At 61.8% G+C, this 17,591-nt stretch carries 13 protein-coding genes and 2 pseudogenes; 6 read left to right on the top strand and 9 right to left on the bottom strand.

The genetic code is table 11. The features are described 5' to 3' along the window. Nucleotides 1–20: 20 nt before the first annotated feature. Entirely contained in the window at nucleotides 21–1,064 is a 1,044-nt protein-coding gene (locus tag NMB96_RS17170) for a Gfo/Idh/MocA family protein (protein WP_255085330.1), read from the top strand. Nucleotides 1,065–1,082: 18 nt separating this feature from the next. On the opposite strand, the gene NMB96_RS17175 is transcribed toward NMB96_RS17170, so the two are convergent. From NMB96_RS17175 to NMB96_RS17200, 6 genes are all read right to left on the bottom strand, one after another. Beyond that, nucleotides 1,083–1,334, bottom strand: a complete 252-nt coding sequence (locus NMB96_RS17175) for a hypothetical protein (protein WP_006448780.1) — start codon at nucleotides 1,332–1,334, stop codon at nucleotides 1,083–1,085. Continuing rightward, complete coding sequence (locus NMB96_RS17180) at nucleotides 1,331–2,677, bottom strand: TFIIB-type zinc ribbon-containing protein (protein WP_255085331.1); 1,347 nt, start codon at nucleotides 2,675–2,677, stop codon at nucleotides 1,331–1,333. The genes NMB96_RS17175 and NMB96_RS17180 overlap by 4 nt, the downstream gene beginning before the upstream one ends. Before the next feature lie 18 nt (nucleotides 2,678–2,695). Then, the gene (locus NMB96_RS17185; protein ID WP_255085332.1) at nucleotides 2,696–3,847 is read right to left on the bottom strand and encodes an SPFH domain-containing protein; all 1,152 of its coding nucleotides are present in this window, start codon (nucleotides 3,845–3,847) and stop codon (nucleotides 2,696–2,698) included. A 250-nt stretch (nucleotides 3,848–4,097) separates the two neighbouring features. Then, nucleotides 4,098–4,373, bottom strand: coding sequence for a hypothetical protein (locus tag NMB96_RS17190; RefSeq protein ID WP_168957629.1), 276 nt, complete (start codon nucleotides 4,371–4,373; stop codon nucleotides 4,098–4,100). A gap of 246 nt (nucleotides 4,374–4,619) precedes the next feature. Beyond that, the gene (locus NMB96_RS17195) at nucleotides 4,620–6,881 is read right to left on the bottom strand and encodes a methyl-accepting chemotaxis protein (protein WP_255085333.1); all 2,262 of its coding nucleotides are present in this window, start codon (nucleotides 6,879–6,881) and stop codon (nucleotides 4,620–4,622) included. Nucleotides 6,882–7,161: 280 nt separating this feature from the next. Continuing rightward, the gene (locus tag NMB96_RS17200; protein ID WP_255085334.1) at nucleotides 7,162–8,031 is read right to left on the bottom strand and encodes an NmrA/HSCARG family protein; all 870 of its coding nucleotides are present in this window, start codon (nucleotides 8,029–8,031) and stop codon (nucleotides 7,162–7,164) included. Between the two features lie 142 nt (nucleotides 8,032–8,173). On the opposite strand from NMB96_RS17200, the gene NMB96_RS17205 reads away from it, so the two are divergent. Beyond that, nucleotides 8,174–9,049 carry a LysR family transcriptional regulator gene (locus tag NMB96_RS17205; RefSeq protein WP_255085335.1) on the top strand — a complete coding sequence of 292 codons (876 nt, stop codon included), beginning with the start codon at nucleotides 8,174–8,176 and terminating at the stop codon, nucleotides 9,047–9,049. A 13-nt stretch (nucleotides 9,050–9,062) separates the two neighbouring features. Here the strand turns inward: NMB96_RS17205 and NMB96_RS17210 are convergent, their stop codons facing one another. Next, nucleotides 9,063–9,638 (bottom strand): PDZ domain-containing protein, encoded by a 576-nt coding sequence (locus NMB96_RS17210; RefSeq protein ID WP_043889222.1) that lies wholly within the window; start codon nucleotides 9,636–9,638, stop codon nucleotides 9,063–9,065. A gap of 468 nt (nucleotides 9,639–10,106) precedes the next feature. On the opposite strand from NMB96_RS17210, the pseudogene NMB96_RS17215 reads away from it, so the two are divergent. After that, nucleotides 10,107–10,394, top strand: a pseudogene (locus NMB96_RS17215) (transposase); the annotation flags it as partial. A gap of 94 nt (nucleotides 10,395–10,488) precedes the next feature. On the opposite strand, the gene NMB96_RS17220 reads toward NMB96_RS17215, so the two are convergent. Together NMB96_RS17220 and NMB96_RS17225 are read right to left on the bottom strand one after the other, a co-directional pair. Then, on the bottom strand, nucleotides 10,489–13,449 hold the full coding sequence (locus NMB96_RS17220; protein WP_255085336.1) for a Tn3 family transposase: 2,961 nt from the start codon (nucleotides 13,447–13,449) through the stop codon (nucleotides 10,489–10,491). Between the two features lie 20 nt (nucleotides 13,450–13,469). After that, a pseudogene (locus NMB96_RS17225) lies at nucleotides 13,470–14,426 on the bottom strand (site-specific integrase); the annotation flags it as partial. 183 nt (nucleotides 14,427–14,609) lie between these two features. Between NMB96_RS17225 and NMB96_RS17230 the strand changes: the two are divergent. The 3 genes from NMB96_RS17230 (at nucleotide 14,610) to NMB96_RS17245 (ending at nucleotide 17,492) form a co-directional block, all read left to right on the top strand. Next, entirely contained in the window at nucleotides 14,610–15,665 is a 1,056-nt protein-coding gene (locus NMB96_RS17230) for a DNA-binding protein (RefSeq protein WP_255085337.1), read from the top strand. Nucleotides 15,666–16,061: 396 nt separating this feature from the next. Next, nucleotides 16,062–16,796, top strand: a complete 735-nt coding sequence (locus NMB96_RS17240; RefSeq protein WP_168957633.1) for a hypothetical protein — start codon at nucleotides 16,062–16,064, stop codon at nucleotides 16,794–16,796. 195 nt (nucleotides 16,797–16,991) lie between these two features. After that, nucleotides 16,992–17,492: a hypothetical protein gene (locus tag NMB96_RS17245; RefSeq protein WP_076037672.1), complete on the top strand. Its 501-nt coding sequence runs from the start codon at nucleotides 16,992–16,994 to the stop codon at nucleotides 17,490–17,492. The last annotated feature ends 99 nt before the right edge of the window (nucleotides 17,493–17,591 follow it).

Genomic DNA, 17,591 nt, shown 5'->3' on the forward strand with positions numbered 1-17,591 from the left:
GCAACTGCGAAGGCCACAGCATGGCGCCAACCACATTTCCCGAGCCCGACCTGTTCTTGCCAGGACAGGGCGAGCCATCGCTGCGATGGGGCGTATTGGGTCCGGGGCTGATCGCAGCGGCATTCGTCAGCGCACTGCGCAAGCACACCAGGCAGCAGCCGTTCGCGGTCGCCTCACGCAATCGTGCGCGTGCTGACACCTTCGCAAAGACCTGGGCGATGGAGCGTGCGTACGACAGCTACCAGGCATTGGTCGACGACCCCGAGATCGACATCGTCTACGTTGCCACGCCCCACAGCGAGCATCTGGAACATGGCTTGTTGGCGCTGCGCGCCGGCAAACATGTGTTGATCGAAAAACCCATGACCACCTGCGCCGACGACGCACGCGTGCTGGTGCAGGAAGCACGCGCACGCGGCCTTTTCCTGATGGAAGCCATGTGGAGCCGGTATCTGCCTCACACCTCGGTGCTGCGCAAACTGCTGGCCGATGGCGCAATCGGCGAGGTCCGGCATGTCTTTGCGGACCTCAGTCAAATCGGCCCCAATGATCCGATGCATCGGCAACGCCGGCCGGAACTCGGCGGCGGAGCGTTGCTGGATCTGGGTGTGTATACCGTGCAGTTCTCATCGATGATCCTGGCCGCCCCCACCGCCATCGCGGCAACCGGTGCGCTGACCGACACCGGCGTGGATGCGTTTTCGACCGTCGTGCTCTCGCATGCAGGAATCGCGCAATCCACCCTGATCAGTTCCATCGTAGCCCGCAGCAGCTCGGTCGCTTATGTCACAGGCAGCGAAGGCCGCATCGACCTTGCCGGCGACTTCCATAACCCGACAACCCTGTGCCTGGTCGGCAACGATTACGCCAGCAAACCCGCTCTGTGGGCAGACCCGACCGGCGTCAACGGCTACGACGGGCTGTCCTGGCAAGCCACCGCCGCTGCACGCTACATCGGCGAAGGGCGCAAGGAATCGCCACTGCATCCACTCGACGAAGTGGTCCAGATCATGACCACCCTGGATGTGGCACGCGCGCAATTGGGCGTTGGCACCGCAGCTTAGGACCTCAAACAGCCGCTCTTAATCTGCATCCCGGCGCACGCGCGTTCGGTACGCAGCCACATTGTCGCCGTCGATGTGCTTGGCTTGCGTGCCGGTGATCGTATCGATCTTGCGGTCCGAGCCGGTCACTGGCTTGGCATCGACCGTCGTTTCCCGCTCGAAGGCGTGCGACTGATCGGTATTGCGGTAGTACTGGTACAGCACCCAATACAGCGCAGACGCACCGACCGGGCCGGCCAGCAGTAACCACAGTCCGTTGTTGTCGCTCATGCAGTCACCGCCACGATCCAGAGGGCAATTGCTTCGATGACGGTGCCGGCGGTGAGTGCGGCCAGCAGCAGTTTCCACTGCTGCACCGGCACGCTGCCCATGGTCTCGCCGGTACGGCCGTTCACCGCGATGTAGTGCAGCATGCCGCCACCGCGTCCGGGCTGGTGGTACGAGTACAGCCACACCGGCAGATACATCGACACCCAGCGCGTGCCATGGACATCCAGCCGCTCCACCTCCCAACGCACGCCGCGGTCGTAGCGGCGCACCGAGCTTTCCACTTGTACGCGGGCGATCGACAGCAGCTGGTCTTCCAGGCGCGGCCTTAGCTGCTCGACATCGCGGTCGCGCTTTTCCGAGGTGAACCCCGCCAGATACGACGCGTTCCACTTCACTGCATTCTTGGTGTCGAACGGCAGGATCGTATTGATGATGTTGTTGGTGTTGACCCGGCTATCCAGGTTGCCGCGTTCGGCAGACGATTCCAGCGGCAGATCGTCCACCGTGAATTCCACCTGCCGCTGCACCTGGTACACGTCGGCGTCGTAATAGGTGCGCTTGTTCTTTTCGGTGCCTTGCGTGTACTGCCGCGTCTTGATCTCGCCCTTGCCGCTTACGCTGGCGCTAACGCTGCCATCGACGATCATGTAAGGCAGGTAGACGCCCACCACGTTCTCGGGCGTGAACTGCTGCTTGAAGGCCTTGAGCGCAAACAGGCGCCGCTTGTCAACGAACTGACGGATACGCGCCACGGCATCGTCTTTGTTGATGTGGAAGGGCAGCACTGCGTCGGGCACCGCGCCATTGGCCACCTGCTCGTTGACGCCGAACACATGCCGGCACCAGTGGCAACGCGCCGTCATCGTGCTCTGCGTATTGATGGTCACCTCGGCGCCGCAGCCAGTGCACTTGAAACTCATCAGGCTGGCGGCGTCTGCAGCAATATCCTGCGCGCCCGAAGCGATGACCGTGCCGCGTAATTGGCTGATGCCTTCGCCGAATCCGAACACTTCTTCCACCCGCGCGCCGTGCCATTCGTGACGACAGAACTGGCAGACCAGCAGATCGGTGCCGAGCTTGAGCCGTATATCGCTGGCACCGCATTTTGGGCAGCGATTGAGGCCGTCCTTGAGCTCGGCGGCGGCGGTGTCGATGGCCAGCGGGTCGGGCGCCTGCAGCTCGTTGCGGATTGGGGCGGGCAGGGTGGCCGGGTCGAGCTTGAAACTACCCGGCAACGGCGGTACGTCCTGCGGCGAACCGGGGCCGGTCGCAGGCGCTGCGGGCAGCGGCGGCAACGGAGGAGGTGTCGCCGGCAACGGCGGCGGGATGCGGGAGTCGGACATGATGGCGGCGCGTCTCGCTTACAGGCCCAACGCCTTGGCTTTTGCCGCGTTGTAGTCGTCCTGCGTGATCAGGCCGAGGTCCAGCATTTCCTTGGCCTTCTTCAATTTGGCGACTACATCGTCGGCAGCGGGTGCGGCGGGCGCGACCGGCTGTTGCAGCCCGCCAACGCCACCCACCATGCCGGTGGCCATGCCCACGCCCACCAAACCTGCAGCGCCGCCATGTTCGCCCGCAGACTGGATGCCTTGCGCCACGCTCGCCTGCAAATTGGAGTTGCCGCGTGCGCCCGCCAGTGCGTCGGCGCGCTGCACGGTCTTGAGCAATTCCCGTGTATTGGCGTCGTATTCGATCGACACGATGGCGGTCTTGACGATGGCCAGACCACGCTCGGAGTTCCATTGATACGCCTGCTCGACCGCATCGGACAGACTCTTGGCAAAGCCCAGCGAATCCTGCTGCAGCCGCGCGATGCGGTTGCCTTTGCCCGGATCGTTCGTATACAGGCTGAAGGCCGGCGCCAGCGCACTCACCACCTCGTTGAACAGCTGGCTGGCAGCAGCGTTGTCCAGATCAGTGAAATCGAACACCTGGCCCGGCTGCAGGTAGCGCGCAGGCACGAAGTTCTTCACGAACAAAATGGGGTCGACAATCTTCAACGTATACGAGCCACGCGTGATCGCGCCGACCTGCGTCCCAAGAAAGCCATCGTCCCAATAGATTTCCGACTGCGTGCCGAATCGGTTATCGGGCAGCTCCTTCAGCGACACGAAGAACGCGGCCTGCTGCGCACCCGGCTGGCCACCGAACTTGAAGCGCTCCCAGCTCTGCCGGATCAGCGGCGTCACCAGGCCATCGCCAGCGAAGATCGACTGCGCATTGACATCGTCGGAGCGCCATTCGTAACCACCCGGCTCGGCGACAAACCCGGTGATCGCACCGTCCTGCAACAACAGCAGCCCGTAACCCTCGGGAACGACGATCTTCGAGCCGTTGCTGATGATGTTCGAAGACCCGTTGGTGTTGGCACCGCGCCCGGCGTTGCTTCCACTCGGCACCGCAGCGAACAGCGCGGCGGTGGATGGCAGGCCAGCCGGCACGGTGTAGAAGTCCTTCCACTGATCAGCAAGCACGCCACCGACTGCACCTGCTACCGCCTGCAAAAGACCCATGACAACTCCCTGTAATTGGTGACGAGATATTGATGATGGGTGTTGCGCCCACCGCGTTCGCCGCACTATATCAGCAGCGCGCTGGCGTTATGGCGTTGCCCATCCAGGCACGGCGTGGTGGTGCTGCAACGACGTGTCGCGGTGCGAGCTAGCGCACGATGCAACAGACACAAAAAGCCCCGCATGCGCGGGGCTCTATCGCGGTGTTATCGCCGCCAATGGCACAATGGCGTAGCAGCCGCTGTCAGCCTTACGGAAGATCGCACTTGAGTTTCGCGTCCACGTAATAAGGCTTGGGAACCTCCGGATTCGTGCTGGTCTTTTCGAACACCACCTCGAACGAATCCAGATCCGGCTTGCCCTGACGTCCCGTGCAGGCATCCTGCAATTTCTTCTTGACTGCCGCGATGCCAGCATCGCGATTGGCGCCGTCGGCGCTGTTGGTCAGATTGGCGACCTCGGCAAATGCCGGCGAACTCATGCCCAACAAGCCAGCAACAACCATAAGAGCGTGCAGCTTTTTCATACAATCTCCTTTGCGATGTCTTTAGATCTTCCGGGGGGCATGGACGCCAGCGGCGATCGAGGCTTGGCAAAACAGCGCGCCGCGAGCTGTCCAGCCCGGCGCAGCATAGGCCGGTCGAGTTAAGGCATCGTGCATACGCGCGTATGCGCCGTGGCGGATCGCCTCAACGTGTTGGCCATCTGCAGATTCGATCACCTCTCAAACGCAAACGGCCCGGGCAAGCCGGGCCGTTTGCGACGCGCAAGATCAGAACTCCTGCCAGTCGCTTGCATCGTGCGAGGCGCCTGCGGCCACCGCGCGCTTCGGTGCAGCCGCCGGGCGTACCGGGCTTTTGGCAGCGGCAACAGTTCGTCCAGCAATCACACTGAGCTTTGCAGCAACCGGTGTTGTCGAACGCAGGGTGCGCGTGCTGTCGTCGCTGATCTTGAACACGGACACTGCCTGCGTCAGCTGCACAGCCTGTTCTTCCATCGAGCGTGCCGCGGCGGTGGCTTCTTCCACCAGGGCTGCGTTTTGCTGGGTGGTTTCGTCCATCTGCGTCACGGTGGTGTTGACTTGTTCGATACCGGCCGACTGTTCCTGCGAGGCCGCAGAAATCTCGCCCATGATGTCGGTCACGCGCTGCACGCTGGCAACGATCTCCGCCATCGTGGAGCCCGCCGTATGCACCAGCGTCGAGCCTTCGGCAACCCGCTCGACCGAATCGTCGATCAGACTCTTGATCTCCTTCGCCGCAGCAGTGGAACGCTGGGCGAGGGTGCGCACTTCCGACGCCACCACCGCAAAGCCGCGGCCTTGTTCGCCGGCACGTGCGGCTTCCACCGCGGCATTCAACGCGAGGATGTTGGTCTGGAACGAGATACCGTCGATGACCGAGATGATGTCGGCAATCTTCTTGGACGAAGCTTCGATACCAGACATGGTGCCCACGACCTTGCTCACGATCTCGCCACCCTGTGACGCGACGCTTGCCGCACCGATCGCCAACTGATTGGCTTGACGGGCATGCTCGGCATTCTGGCGCACGGTGGAGGTCAGTTCTTCCATCGAAGCGGCGGTTTCTTCCAAGTTGGCCGCTTGTTGCTCGGTACGCTGCGACAGATCCTGATTGCCGGCGGCGATTTCGCTGGCGGCCGAGTTGATCGAGATCGCCGAATGCTGGATACGCCCCACGATTTCGGCAAGTTGCGCAGCAGTGGCATTGGCGTCGTCGCGCATCTGCGCAAACACGCCCTTGAACTCGCCGCTCATCCGCGCGGTCAGGTCGCCTGCGGCGATGGATTGCAGCAGCGACGACAGCGACTGCAGGTTGCCATCGGCCGTGGCCATAAGCTGGTTGAGGCTATCGACCATCACATGGAAATCGTATTGGAAGCGGTCGGCGTCGCCGCGTGCGGTGAAGTCGCCATTGGCCGCAGATTGCGCCAGCTGTTTGATCTGGTGGTTCATTGCAGACAGGTTGGCCTTCACCTCGTCCATGGTCTGCGTCAGCACCGCCTTCTCGCCGGGCAGGCGGTCCATGCTTTCGCTGAGGTCGCCGATGGCGTAACGCCCCATAATGCGCGCCAGATTTGTCTGCACGGCCAGATGCGAGGCCACCAGCGTATTGGTGTCCTTGGCCATGCGGCCGTAGTCGCCGGGAAACGCCGTGGCGTCGATACGGAAACTGACCTGGCCATCATCGTGGCGCTTGGCCATGTCGCTCTGTGCAGTGAGCAAGGATTGCAGCTGCGTCTGCATGCCACGCATGGCCCGCAGCAGGCGGCCGGTTTCATCCTTGGCGTCGCTTTCCACGTTGTTGTCCAGCTGCCCGTTGGCAATTGCCTCTGCAGCCTTCGTTGCACGTGCGAGCGGCTGGGTCAGGCTGCGGGTGATGAGCCAGGCAAGCAGGCTGCTGATCACCACCACGGCAACGCCACCGGAGATGATCAATAGCTTGCCGCGATTCATCGACGCCACTGCGTCGGCATAGGCTTGCTGGCTCTGACCTTCCTGACGCGTCACCAGCTCGCGGATTTTGTCCTGCCATGCAATCGTCGCCGGGCGCGCCTTTTCGCTGAGCAACGCCTGCGCCGGCGTATTGTCGTTTTGAGCCGCGAGCGCCATGACCTGGTCGTTGATTTTTCCCGAGATGGCGCGTCGCGCATCCATCTCTGCACGAATCTTGCGGCCTTCCTCGGAGCTGGGCAATGTGTCCAGCTTGGCCCGCAACTCGTTGTAACGCTGACGTTGCGCCTTGATGGTGGAGAGCGCTTCGTTGTTGAGTTCATCGCTGGTTGCCATGGCGTACGTGCCCAGCGCGATCAGGATCGATGAATTGGCATCCAGCATGCCATTTCCGATCTGGATCTTAGCCATACGATCGAGCACGATGAAATCGAACTGTTGTCGTGCGTTGGCCATGGTGATCAAGCCCGTCGCCACCAGCAGGCTCGACAATAGGATCAAAATTCCAAAGGCGACGCCGAGACGGCGACCGACGTTATAGCGTTGCAAATAGGCAGTCATGCGAATCGTCCTGATGTCCAGTAAGTGGCACCGGCTAGCAGGCCGCGTGATGTTCGCGTGAGTGCCTCGGCAACGTGATAACGACGCGAAAATCGGAAACTTGAACCGCGCGCTCCAGGCTGCATTTAGCTTGCATTTTCGTTCACGTACGTCAGGAAAAAACCGACTGGCAGCGTAGTGATTATGTGCGTGAGAATGCTGATACCACTGGTCAGTTCGCCTCCAGCAGATGCTTGTACGCAACAAGCGGGGTTTCCCACGCTTGTTGCGTCGCATGCGATCAAGCCCGCGCCGTCGCCTCGCGCACGAAGTCTTCATAGGTGCGCAGCGGGCGCCCCAGCATGGCCTGCAGTTTTTCTACCGTGCCGTCGGCTGCCTGCATGCCGAATCTCTGGATACCGGCCATCATCAGGCGCATGTCGTAGGCCAGCCAGGATGGGCCGTAGGCCGCCATCTGCGCTTCGAACGCGGCCACGTCGTCGCCCGCGTAGGCGATCTCGCGCCCAAGCGCCGAACTCCAAACCTTCGCAACAGAGCTGCCCGTGACGGCATGTGGGCCAACCAGTTCGAGCGTGACACGTGCGAGCGCGGCAGGTGCACGGTCGCGTCGCAGCAGCTCGACAACCGCGATGTCTGCGATATCGCGCGCATCGATCATGGCCACACCCGCAGAGCCGATCGGCATCGGGTAGACACCGTAGTCCTGAATCGTCTGCTGGATCATCGCTTCGTTCTGCATGAAGTACGCAGGACGCAGAATCGTTGCAGGAATATCCAGGCTGTCGATCATGCGCTCCACCGTGTGCTTGCCGGTGAAGTGGGGCACGTTGGTGAACTTATCGGCATGGATCACCGACAGGTACACGATGCGCTCGATGCCTGCCTCCTTGGCCAGATTCAATGCGATCAGCGCCTGCGTCACTTCATCGGGAGTGACCGCATTCAACAGGAACAGCGTGCGCGCCGACGACAACGCGGCACGCATCGATGCAACGTCGGTGAGGTCTGCGACAACTTCAGTCACACCCGCCGGAAAAACGCGCTTGCCCGGTTGGCGAACCAATGCTTTGACTTCTGCGCCTGCGTCGGCAAGGCCGTGGGTGATGAGAGAACCGATGGTGCCGGTGGCACCGATGACAAGAATGCTCATGTGAATCTCCTGCTATGGATGGAAGAGGCGTCAGTGCGACATCGCTGCCACGACTGACGTTGCGGTGACCAGACGATAGGCCGTTGCACCTCCAAGACGAAGACGCCAAGATGTGGACGCCTGGTTTCAAATCTGGAACACCATGGATCTCAATGCATTGATCGATTTCGCGCTGGTCGCAGCGAACCAGGGCCTGGGAAAGGCGAGCCGTGCCAGTGGCAGATCCAAGGCAACCTTGTCGCGGCGCATTGCCGATCTCGAAGAGCAGTTGGGGGTGCGACTGGTCGAGCGCAGTGCCCGTGGCCTCAGGCTCACCGAAGCCGGGCAGCTGCTGATGGACCGCACCGAAGTGCCGTTGAGCGAGGTGGCCGAGGCCATGGCTGCCGCACGCGAAGGGCTCTCGACACCGCGCGGACGCTTGCGGGTGGCATCTCCCGTGCTGTTCTCGCAATTGGCGATGGGACGTATTGGCGCAGAGTTCTGCGCGGCCTATCCGGAGATCATGCTCGAGGTGATGGCAGAAGACCGCACGGTCGATCTGGTGGAAGAGCAGTTCGATGTGGCCATCCGCATCAACCCAAGCCCGGACAGCAGCCTGGTCGGGCGGTGTTTTGCCAAGGATCGGCTGGTTGTCGTGGCTGCGCCCGGCATCGCCATGCCCACCAGCGGCGCGCTCACATCAGTTCCCGCTGTGGTGATGTCGAGCTTCCAGCCGACCACATGGGCGCTCGATGACGGGCGCCTGGTCCTGGAACCCATTCCAAGGCTGCGGTTTTCCTCCTTCCTGATGGTCCGCGACGCGGCGATTGCAGGCGGTGGCGTGGCGCTGCTTCCGCAGTCGATCGCATGGAACCAACTCGCGCGCGGCGAACTGGTGCAGTGGGGCACGATCGCGGGCGTAGAGCCGGCGCTGTGGGTGTTGCACACTTCCAAACGTCTGGCCGCACCCAAGGTGCGCGCCTTCGTGGACTTCATGTGCGACAGATATCCGGATGTGTCGCTGGTGTTGAAGGGGTAGGGCGGCGGGATGTTCAAAGCGCAGACCGCATGCCAGCGATGCTGCGCTCAACAAGCCGCTGCCCTCCATCCTCAAGATCGCTCGCTTCAATCAGTTGCACAATGTCAGGCCGCACGCCCATAGCCTGCGTCATGTAGGGCCGCAGGTGGCTCGGGGCGAAGCGTTCCGCAGCAACGCGGTCGATCAAGCGTTGCTCGTTGATTTCACCAGGCTGGAGTTCGCTGGTTGGATCGAAAACGTAAAAGTCTTCGCTGACCAAGGCGTTGTAGCCGGAGTCGCCGACCGGAATCCCTTTGATTTCCGCCAAAGGTAAGCGCCGCTGCCATTCCGGTGTGGTGACGTCATTGATCGCGAGAACTTTGTCGCCGATGCTCAGTGACGTCACAGTCGGATCAAGGATGCGCCAGACAACCATCTGCCCATCGCTTGAAGTCCGAAAGAGAACACCAAGCGTCTCGGTCTTCCCGGCCTTCGGTTCGGATAACGCGACGTGCTGGTCGGCCAAGCCGGTCAATAGCTGCGTCACGGCGGCGGGCGCACTAACGCCCTGCTTTAACGAATTGTCCTGCCAAGCCGCGGTAGATCCCACGACATCTTGCGGAACGCATCGCGATAACGCTCGACATAGCTAAGCGACGGGTAGACGCTGCGCAGCGAAGTGGCAAAGTCGCCTGCCACTGCCGCTGGGCCATACAGTGATACGGCAAGCACAGCGGCTAGATTCAGTGTCTTCATGATGGGCAGTGCTTCAGGGTGCGAACGGCGCTATAGGCAGGGTAAGTGCCTGAGTAACGTGCCGTTTGGCATGGCCGCCTTTGGCCAGAGGCGAACTGGCACGTGCAGGTGGTTGGGCGTTTTTATAGGGATAGGGCAGGGCGTTTCTCAACCTGAAGCGGACATTCGCCCGCTACCTGTGAGGCAACCGATAGGCCTTACTTCCCGATCATTTGGCCCGGTTATGCGGCGACTTGTTTGCCCGTTCCAGTAGCTCTAAGGAACCTCTGAACAACGCACCACAGATACGCGACACTACCCGCCTGATGTTGAGGAGTGATCCATGCAACTGACGTTCGGTGACGCTGAGGGCCTGGGCAAGCGCAAGCAGACCCGGCGCGAGATCTTTCTGGCCGAGATGGAGCAGGTGGTTCCGTGGCAGCAACTGCTCGGTCTGATCGCGCCGCACTATCCGGTATCGGGCCGGCCAGGTCGGCAGCCGTACGCACTGGCGACGATGTTGCGGATTCATCTGCTGCAGCAGTGGTATGCGCTGAGCGATCCGGCGATGGAAGAAGCACTGCACGAGATCCCGACCTTGCGGCGGTTTGCCCAGCTCGGTGGCTTGGACAAGGGGTTCAGCCGACATACGTGTAAAAATAGCTCACAAGATCGGATTTCATCCATTGCATCAGTGAGTTAGCGGATATTTTGGAGTAACAAAACTACACGACTAATGCCAGTTCAGTCTCATACGGTTCCGGTACCGCCTCCACATTAATCAGGTAATCCCCGAAGCGCTTCACATGGCTGGTCACGTACGGGCTGAGGAAAGCCACGTCCTCCCGCGTGATCTTCCACCCCTGCCGCATCAGAGACTTCATGATCCGGGTCTGTTCGACCACGTTGTAGAAGATGACTGCATTGGAAACCAGGTCGTTGTACTTGACGGCTTTCTCCTGCTCGACGGGGTCGTTGTCGGCAATCACCCCTTCCCCGCCGAAGAAGAAATACTTTGCGAAGCCGTTGTAGGCCTCCACCTTGTTGGTCGAGGCGGTGATCTGTTCGCGCAACTCGCGGTTGGAGATGTACTGCAGCAGGAACAAGGTGCGCACGGCTGAACCGAGCGCCTTGAAGGTCTGGTACAGCCGGTTCTTGCGGCTGTAGTTGCCCAGCTTGCGCATCAGCGTCGAGGCCGCGATCTTGCCGGTCTTGATCGAGAGCACGACCTGCATCAGGTCCTTCCAGTGCGTCTCGATCAGATCCCAGTCGACAGTGTCCCGGAACAGCGCATCGATGTGTTCGTAACGAATGTCCTCATCGGGGCGGAAGAACTTGTATTCGCGCCAGTTGCGGATGCGCGGCATCAGCTGGATGCCCAGCAGATGCGAAAGGCCGAACACCGGCAGCGACTGCCCCTGCGTGTCGGCGTGGACGGTGTCAGGCTGGATGTCGGAGGTGTTCTTCAGCAGGCCATCGATGATGTAGACCGCCTCCCAGACACCGCACGGAATGAAGTGGCTGAACAGCGCGACGTACGTATCGGACACGTGGTGGTAGGCGATGCCGCCGTAGCCGCCATAGCGGATGTGGTACGAGGCGAGCAGATTCTGGTCGTAGAGGTCGTACTTGGTGCCGTCGGCGGCTGCGCTCTTGCCATCGCCCCAGCATTTGGGGAGCTGCAGGCCGGCGTAGCTGTTGATGATGTCCCGACAGGCCGCCGCCAGTTTGTTGGCATCCACATGCCGGCGGTTGACGAACGACAGCATGTGTGCCGAGACGGCGCCACGCAGGTGTCGGGCAGCCTGGGCCGGTCCGAGGTTGCAACCATAGGTGAAGGCGGTGAGGACGTAGCGCTCGGTCGGTTGCTCGATCTTGGCGTCCGAGCCGGACAGAGGACCGAAGTGCCGGGGCCAGCGCGTCCAGTGGGCCACATCGCACAGGATCTCGATGACGCTGCGTTCGCGCATGCGGTCGAGGACGGCGGTTTCCAGGGCACGGGCCCCGACGCTCATCTCCTTTGCCTTGCTGCGCTTGAGTACCGGAATGCCATCCTCGCCGATGACCACTTGGCCGTTCTCTAGATAGCCCTGATCGGTCAGCTCGGCGACCTGCGTCAGGCGCGATTGCAAGGCATTGACGAAGCCCACGGCCGTAGCCGGCAGCCCCACCTGCTTGCAGTAATCCTCCAACATAGGTTCGCACTGGTCCCACGGCAGCAACTGCTCGCGGTAGTCGGCGTAGGTTTCCGATCCGCGCACAGCCACGTCGCCCGATTTCAGTTCGTTGGCCAGCGATGAGAACACACAAACCTCGAACAGGCGCCGGTGGATGCGCTCTTCGCCCTGTTCGGTGCGATGGATGATGGTCTTGCGCCAGAGTTGGGTGGTGAACGCCAGATCGACCGCTTCGTCCAACCAATCGCTGCGGGTTCGTTCCTGCGTCAGGATCAGCTCGATCGCGTCGATCAGCGAGCGGTCCTCCGTGGTCGAGGCCAAGTCCAGCCTACGCACCATCCGCAGGATGGTGGAGCGGTGACTTTTGTAGAACAGCCAAAGCAGCGGCAAGTGATTGTCGCCACTATGCGCCGCAATGGCGTTGCAGTCGGCCTGCAACGTCTGCACGCCACCATGGGCGTTGACCAGGCGGCGGATTTCACGCCCCGCCTCGGTGTCGCCGCGATGATGGTCGAGGACGCGGACCACATCCGACATCGTCGCCACGATCGCTTCGGTCGTCTTGCGATAGCGCGCCCTCAGCCGCTCCAGTTCCTCTCGGCCCCGGTTGTGGATGTTCCCCATGCGCTTGATGAACATCTCCGCGAGATCGTCGCGCGTCTGGACCCGGGCCCGGTGGATCAAGCACACCAGTACGGCGTAGCGCTTGGCGGGCCGAAACTTGCGCAGCTCGGAAGCATCCAATGCCCGTGCCTCGGCGGCAAAGTGCTTGCGCTTGACCTCCGGGATGCCCGCCAGGTGCAACTCGCTGCCGACCAATTCGCCCAGTTCGGCGATATGGTCGATCAACTCCTGGAAATGCTGCAGCGAAGAGCGCTTGGGCAGGCGCTTGATCGCGTGGAGCGGGCTCTTCTGACGCCCCTGTTCGACCTGCAGGAGGCCTTCCAGGCACTGTTTTTCGTCGATGGTCAGTCGAGCCTCGATCTGGGCGAAATAGCGCCCGTTGACCAGCGTGCGGATGCGCCGGGTCAGGCGATCCAGTGTGGAGAACGCCGGCAGCTCAACGCGATCACGCACGAGCTGTTCGATGGCTACATTGATCAGGTCCGCCGGGTTATCCATCACCGCAGCGGCTTCGTATACCGCGCGTGCCGCAATCTTCAGCCCGCCGTCGCTGTAGGCCCGGACCTGCAGGAATTGTCGGATCCGGCGGTAGTAGCGATAGCGCGAGGCGTTGGCAAGATTCGCTGGCTTGACCTGCACGCGCAGTTTCAGCTCGCTGCGGATATGGCGCACCACCGCCGGCGGGACTTCGTCCAGCATGGGGAAGTACCCCAGCCGTTGGAAGGTCTTGAGCAGGATCGTCAGCGTCAGGCGGTGCGCAGGCTGCCGGGTGTACTCGGCAACGAAGGCCACCTCAGCGTCGGTTGGCGTGTAGGCCGCAACCAGTTCGCGGACGACCGGGTTGCGCTTGCATTGCGGGTATGCGGTCCGTTCGATCGACGCCATCCAGCCCCTCAGGTCGTTGCAGGCCTTGGCAGCGCGGGCGCTTCCGGCAGACTGGCTTCGATGCGCTGGCGGGCGAACGGATCGGCCCCGTCGATGTAGCGCATCGCCGACTGCACGTCTCGCCAGCCGACGTACTCCATCAGCGCCTTGACGTCCCAGCCGTTGGCGTTGGCCCAGCCAGCGAAGCCGCGGCGCAGCGAGTGGCCGCTGTAGTCGTTGGGAGAGCTCAGCCCGGCCTCGCGGAAGATCCGCCGTAGCAGGCGCACCAGGCTGTTGGGGTGGAGCGGGGCGGCGGCAATCCCGCCCCACTGGTTGACCGCGCGAAACAGTGGCCCCTCGTGGAGGGCGGCTGCCATGACCCAGGCCATGGTGGCAGCCACCGGGCACCAGCGCGACAGCGCCGGGACCTTGTAGGTGGTGCCGGCGTGCTGGCGATCGCTCTTGCTGTGCGGCAGGAAGCAGGTCATGCCTTCGCCCGGCACCAGGCGCAGGTGGTTCACCTGGAGACGGGTGAGTTCATCGCCGCGGAAGCCGCGCCAGAAGCCGAGCAGCAGCAAGGCGCGATCGCGCAGATGCCGCAGTTTTGCGACGCGATCACCGCGAGAGTGGGCCGCAGCCGCAGCGTCTTCCAGCCATGTCGTGACCTGGCCCAGCTGGGTGAGTTGCAGGGGCGTGGCGCGTTTTTCGACGCTAGGGTGAAGAGCTTGGATGCCCTTGAGCACTTGGCGCACCACGGGCGCCCGGGTTGGGTCGATAAAGCCGTGCACCTGGTGCCACTGCGCCAGTGCTGCGAGCCGGTGCCTGAGTGTGTTGATCGCCAACTGGCCGGCGTAGGCGGCCAAGTAGCGCGCCACCTGCTCCGCAGTCGCCGGGAGATGACCACCCCACTCGACCTCGAAGTGACGGGTCGCTCCTGCATACGCGCGCGCGGTGTTGGCGCGGGTTGCCGCTTCCAGATACTGGTTGACCGAGCTCACCGCCTCGCTCCGAAACGCCGTTTCGTACGGCCGCAGGGCGACTATAGCCGAAAATTCCGGCTAACGCGGGATAATTCCATATTATCCCGCGTAAGATCACGGCCCGCAGCTGGTCCTTCTAACGCGTTGAATGGTACGTAATTACATGGTATGTAATACGTTACGAAATACGTGGAGTGACGGATGGCAAGGTCCGGGCTGTACAAAAGCGATGTGCAACGCGCCCGCGATCGCCTGCGCGCCACGGGCACGCACCCGTCCGTGGACGCGGTGCGGGTGGCGCTCGGCAACACGGGGTCCAAGACCACCATCCACCGTTATCTGAGGGAGTTGGACGACGAGGACGGGCAGCGCCCCGGCGCCAAGGTCGCCATCGGCGACGCGCTGCAGGATCTGGTCAGCCGCCTGGCCGAGCGGTTGCACGCCGAGGCCGACACGGTCGTGGCGCAGGCGCAGGCGCGTTTCCAGGCGCAGTTGCAGGAGCGCACCCAAGCGCTGGAGCAGGCCTGTCACGAGGCTGACTCACTCAGGACGCAACTGCAACGCACAGAGATAGCACTGCAGGCCGAACGCGAGGCGGGCGACGCCGCCAGGGGCGAGGTGGCCAGCCGCACCACCGAACTGGCCCAACTGGCTGAGCGGATCGCAGGCCTCACGGCGCGATTGGCGGAGCACGAACGTCATGCCCAGTCGCTGGAGCAGAAGCACGAGCATGCCAGGGAAGCCCTTGAGCACTACCGGACCTCCGTCCGAGACCAGCGCGAGCAGGAGCAGCGCCGGCACGCGCATCAAGTGCAGGAGTTGCAGGTCGCCCTGCGGCGGGCCAACGAGGCCTTGACCGCCAAGAACCACGATCTGATGCAGCTCAACCGCGACAATGGCCAGTGGCTGGAACGCCATACCCGCCTGGAGCGGGAACTGGCGCAGGCACGCCAGCGGACCGATGCCCAGCAACGCGAGCGCGACGCGCTGCGCCTGACGGCCGCCGAGCACCAAGCCCTGCAGGTGCGCTGGACCCAAGATGTCCAAGCGCTGGAATGCGTGCGCGCCGAACTGGCTGCGGCGCGGGCCGAGCTGGTCGAAGAGCGCCAGCGCCGGGAATACGCCGAGGCGGACACCTTGCGGGCCACGGTGCGCCTGAGCACGTTGGAACAACTCCTGGCGCGGCTGCGGCCAGTGCACTCCGTTGGCGAACCCGAAAACGCCATCTCAGCCGGTGCAATGCCGGCAGGCAGATGATCAGCCGCTTGGCGAAGGCTCGGGAATCCCCCGCGTCAATGCTTCGCCGTCCCAACCATGCCTTCGGTGAGGCGAAGCGAAGCGGAGCGCTCCCCGCCAAACTTGCTTCTACAGTCACTGCAGGAGATCGACATGGGTCTATGCAATTCAAAGCCGAGCGTGGCAGGGTCACCTGCGCGTTATACAACCCGCACTACAGAGCAGGCCACGCCATCCGAGTCGTCGTCGCCATCGCGCAGGGACTCGTCTTCCTCCTCGACCAATGCACTGCGCGACGCTTTGCCTTCCCCGCCGCGTCGCGCGGCTTCTCCTGAACCGCAGGGCTCACCCAGTCGGCAAGGGGCAGGATGGTCCGGCCAGGAAGGTTTTAGCGGTTGGTCAGAATACCAGGGCAACTTGCATGACTCAGCCCATGAGTGGCAGGGCGTATCGACCGGCGAGTATCCGATCGCTCCTGCCGATATGTGGGCTCCTCCCGCCTGGAACCCTTATCCCACTGGCACAGCTTCTTCGCACCATCAAGCACTCCAAAAGCGGGCGCAAGAGTGGGCGAACCTCACCACCACCACCTTGCAGCACGACGGGAAGGACCCGCGGCTAGCGCAGGCTATCACGCATCTTTTCCTGATATTCGCGGATTCTCCAACGTTCCGTCAGACCATGGCGACTATCCAGAAGGAAGGCATGGTAGGGATTCGCATTGATCCCGAAGTAGCCACAGCGCACTTCAATCCGCAACAGAGGGAGGTGGTGTTGGGAGAGATGATGGCGCGCGACCCCACCACTGCAATGGGCGTTCTTGCCTTTGAATTGAGCAACGCTTCGCTAGACCTCGCATTCAAAGAATGCGAGCGCAATGCAGCCATCGCCCAGCTTTCCCCCCGCGAACTCGCGGAAAGCATTGAAAGAGTTGAATACAATTCCACCCGCAACGTTCAGGCTTATTATATGGAAGCGCACGAAACGCTGCGTCGGGTTGGTCTCGACAACCCCTACGCATGGCATTGCATGGTTACAGCCCAAGGACACATCGAGCCTAGCACCCGGTCGGAGGACGAGGCAGTGGCAAATTCGTTGGCTACTGGTCATTTGGGTTGGTATGAGCAACAGTACGCAAAACGAAATATGTGATCTCTTGCATCCTCGATGCTGGGTCAGCGTACATAAGGGCATCTACATCCTGGATGACCTGTTGGCTAACACCTCTGATATCCAACTTGAGATGTTATTGCGCAAGTAAGAAATCCTCACGAAGATCCGCGCATCGACCATTTGCTGACGATGGCAGGAGAAATTTACAAGGCATCAAGCACGTTCAGGAAAAGAATGAACGCAGTTGCAGGCGAAGGTGGTGTCACGATAAGGATCGTGCCAGACAGTGAGATCGGCCAGTCCTTTGGGCATGCCGCAACACGACCGGGAACTCGGACTATTGCCTTGACAGAGACAACAGCCAGCAACGTTCAAGGGAGCCACTATCAATCTCTCAATATATTATTGGTTGAACTCTCCAACCTGAGCCGGGCCAATGAAATTGCGGAGATCAGATCCGGTTTCCAGCAGGGGCGAATAGGTCAGCGGCGAGCGGCTTATAACGCCGAAAGAGTAGAGTATGGAACTATCGAAGACATGGTCAAATATTTTACCGAGGCTCAACCTGTCATCGAATCACTAGGCTACGGAAATCCGTTGATGTGGTACGCCGCATACGACTACGGCGGCGGAATCGTGCCAGCATACCGATCATTTGAGGATTACTACGCAACAGCGCTTTCAAGCGGTCATACCGATGTTCATCTTAACAACTATTCTCGGTCTGAAGAATAACGGTAGTGAACCGCCCGGGATTGAAATGACCCCCAGAAGTTGGACGGTTCATTCAGCGCTTCTGGTCCAGCAATTGAGTGCGCACGGCAGCCATCAGGG

Origin of the sequence: Xanthomonas hortorum, assembly GCF_024339125.1 — a bacterium.
Taxonomy (GTDB): domain Bacteria; phylum Pseudomonadota; class Gammaproteobacteria; order Xanthomonadales; family Xanthomonadaceae; genus Xanthomonas; species Xanthomonas hortorum.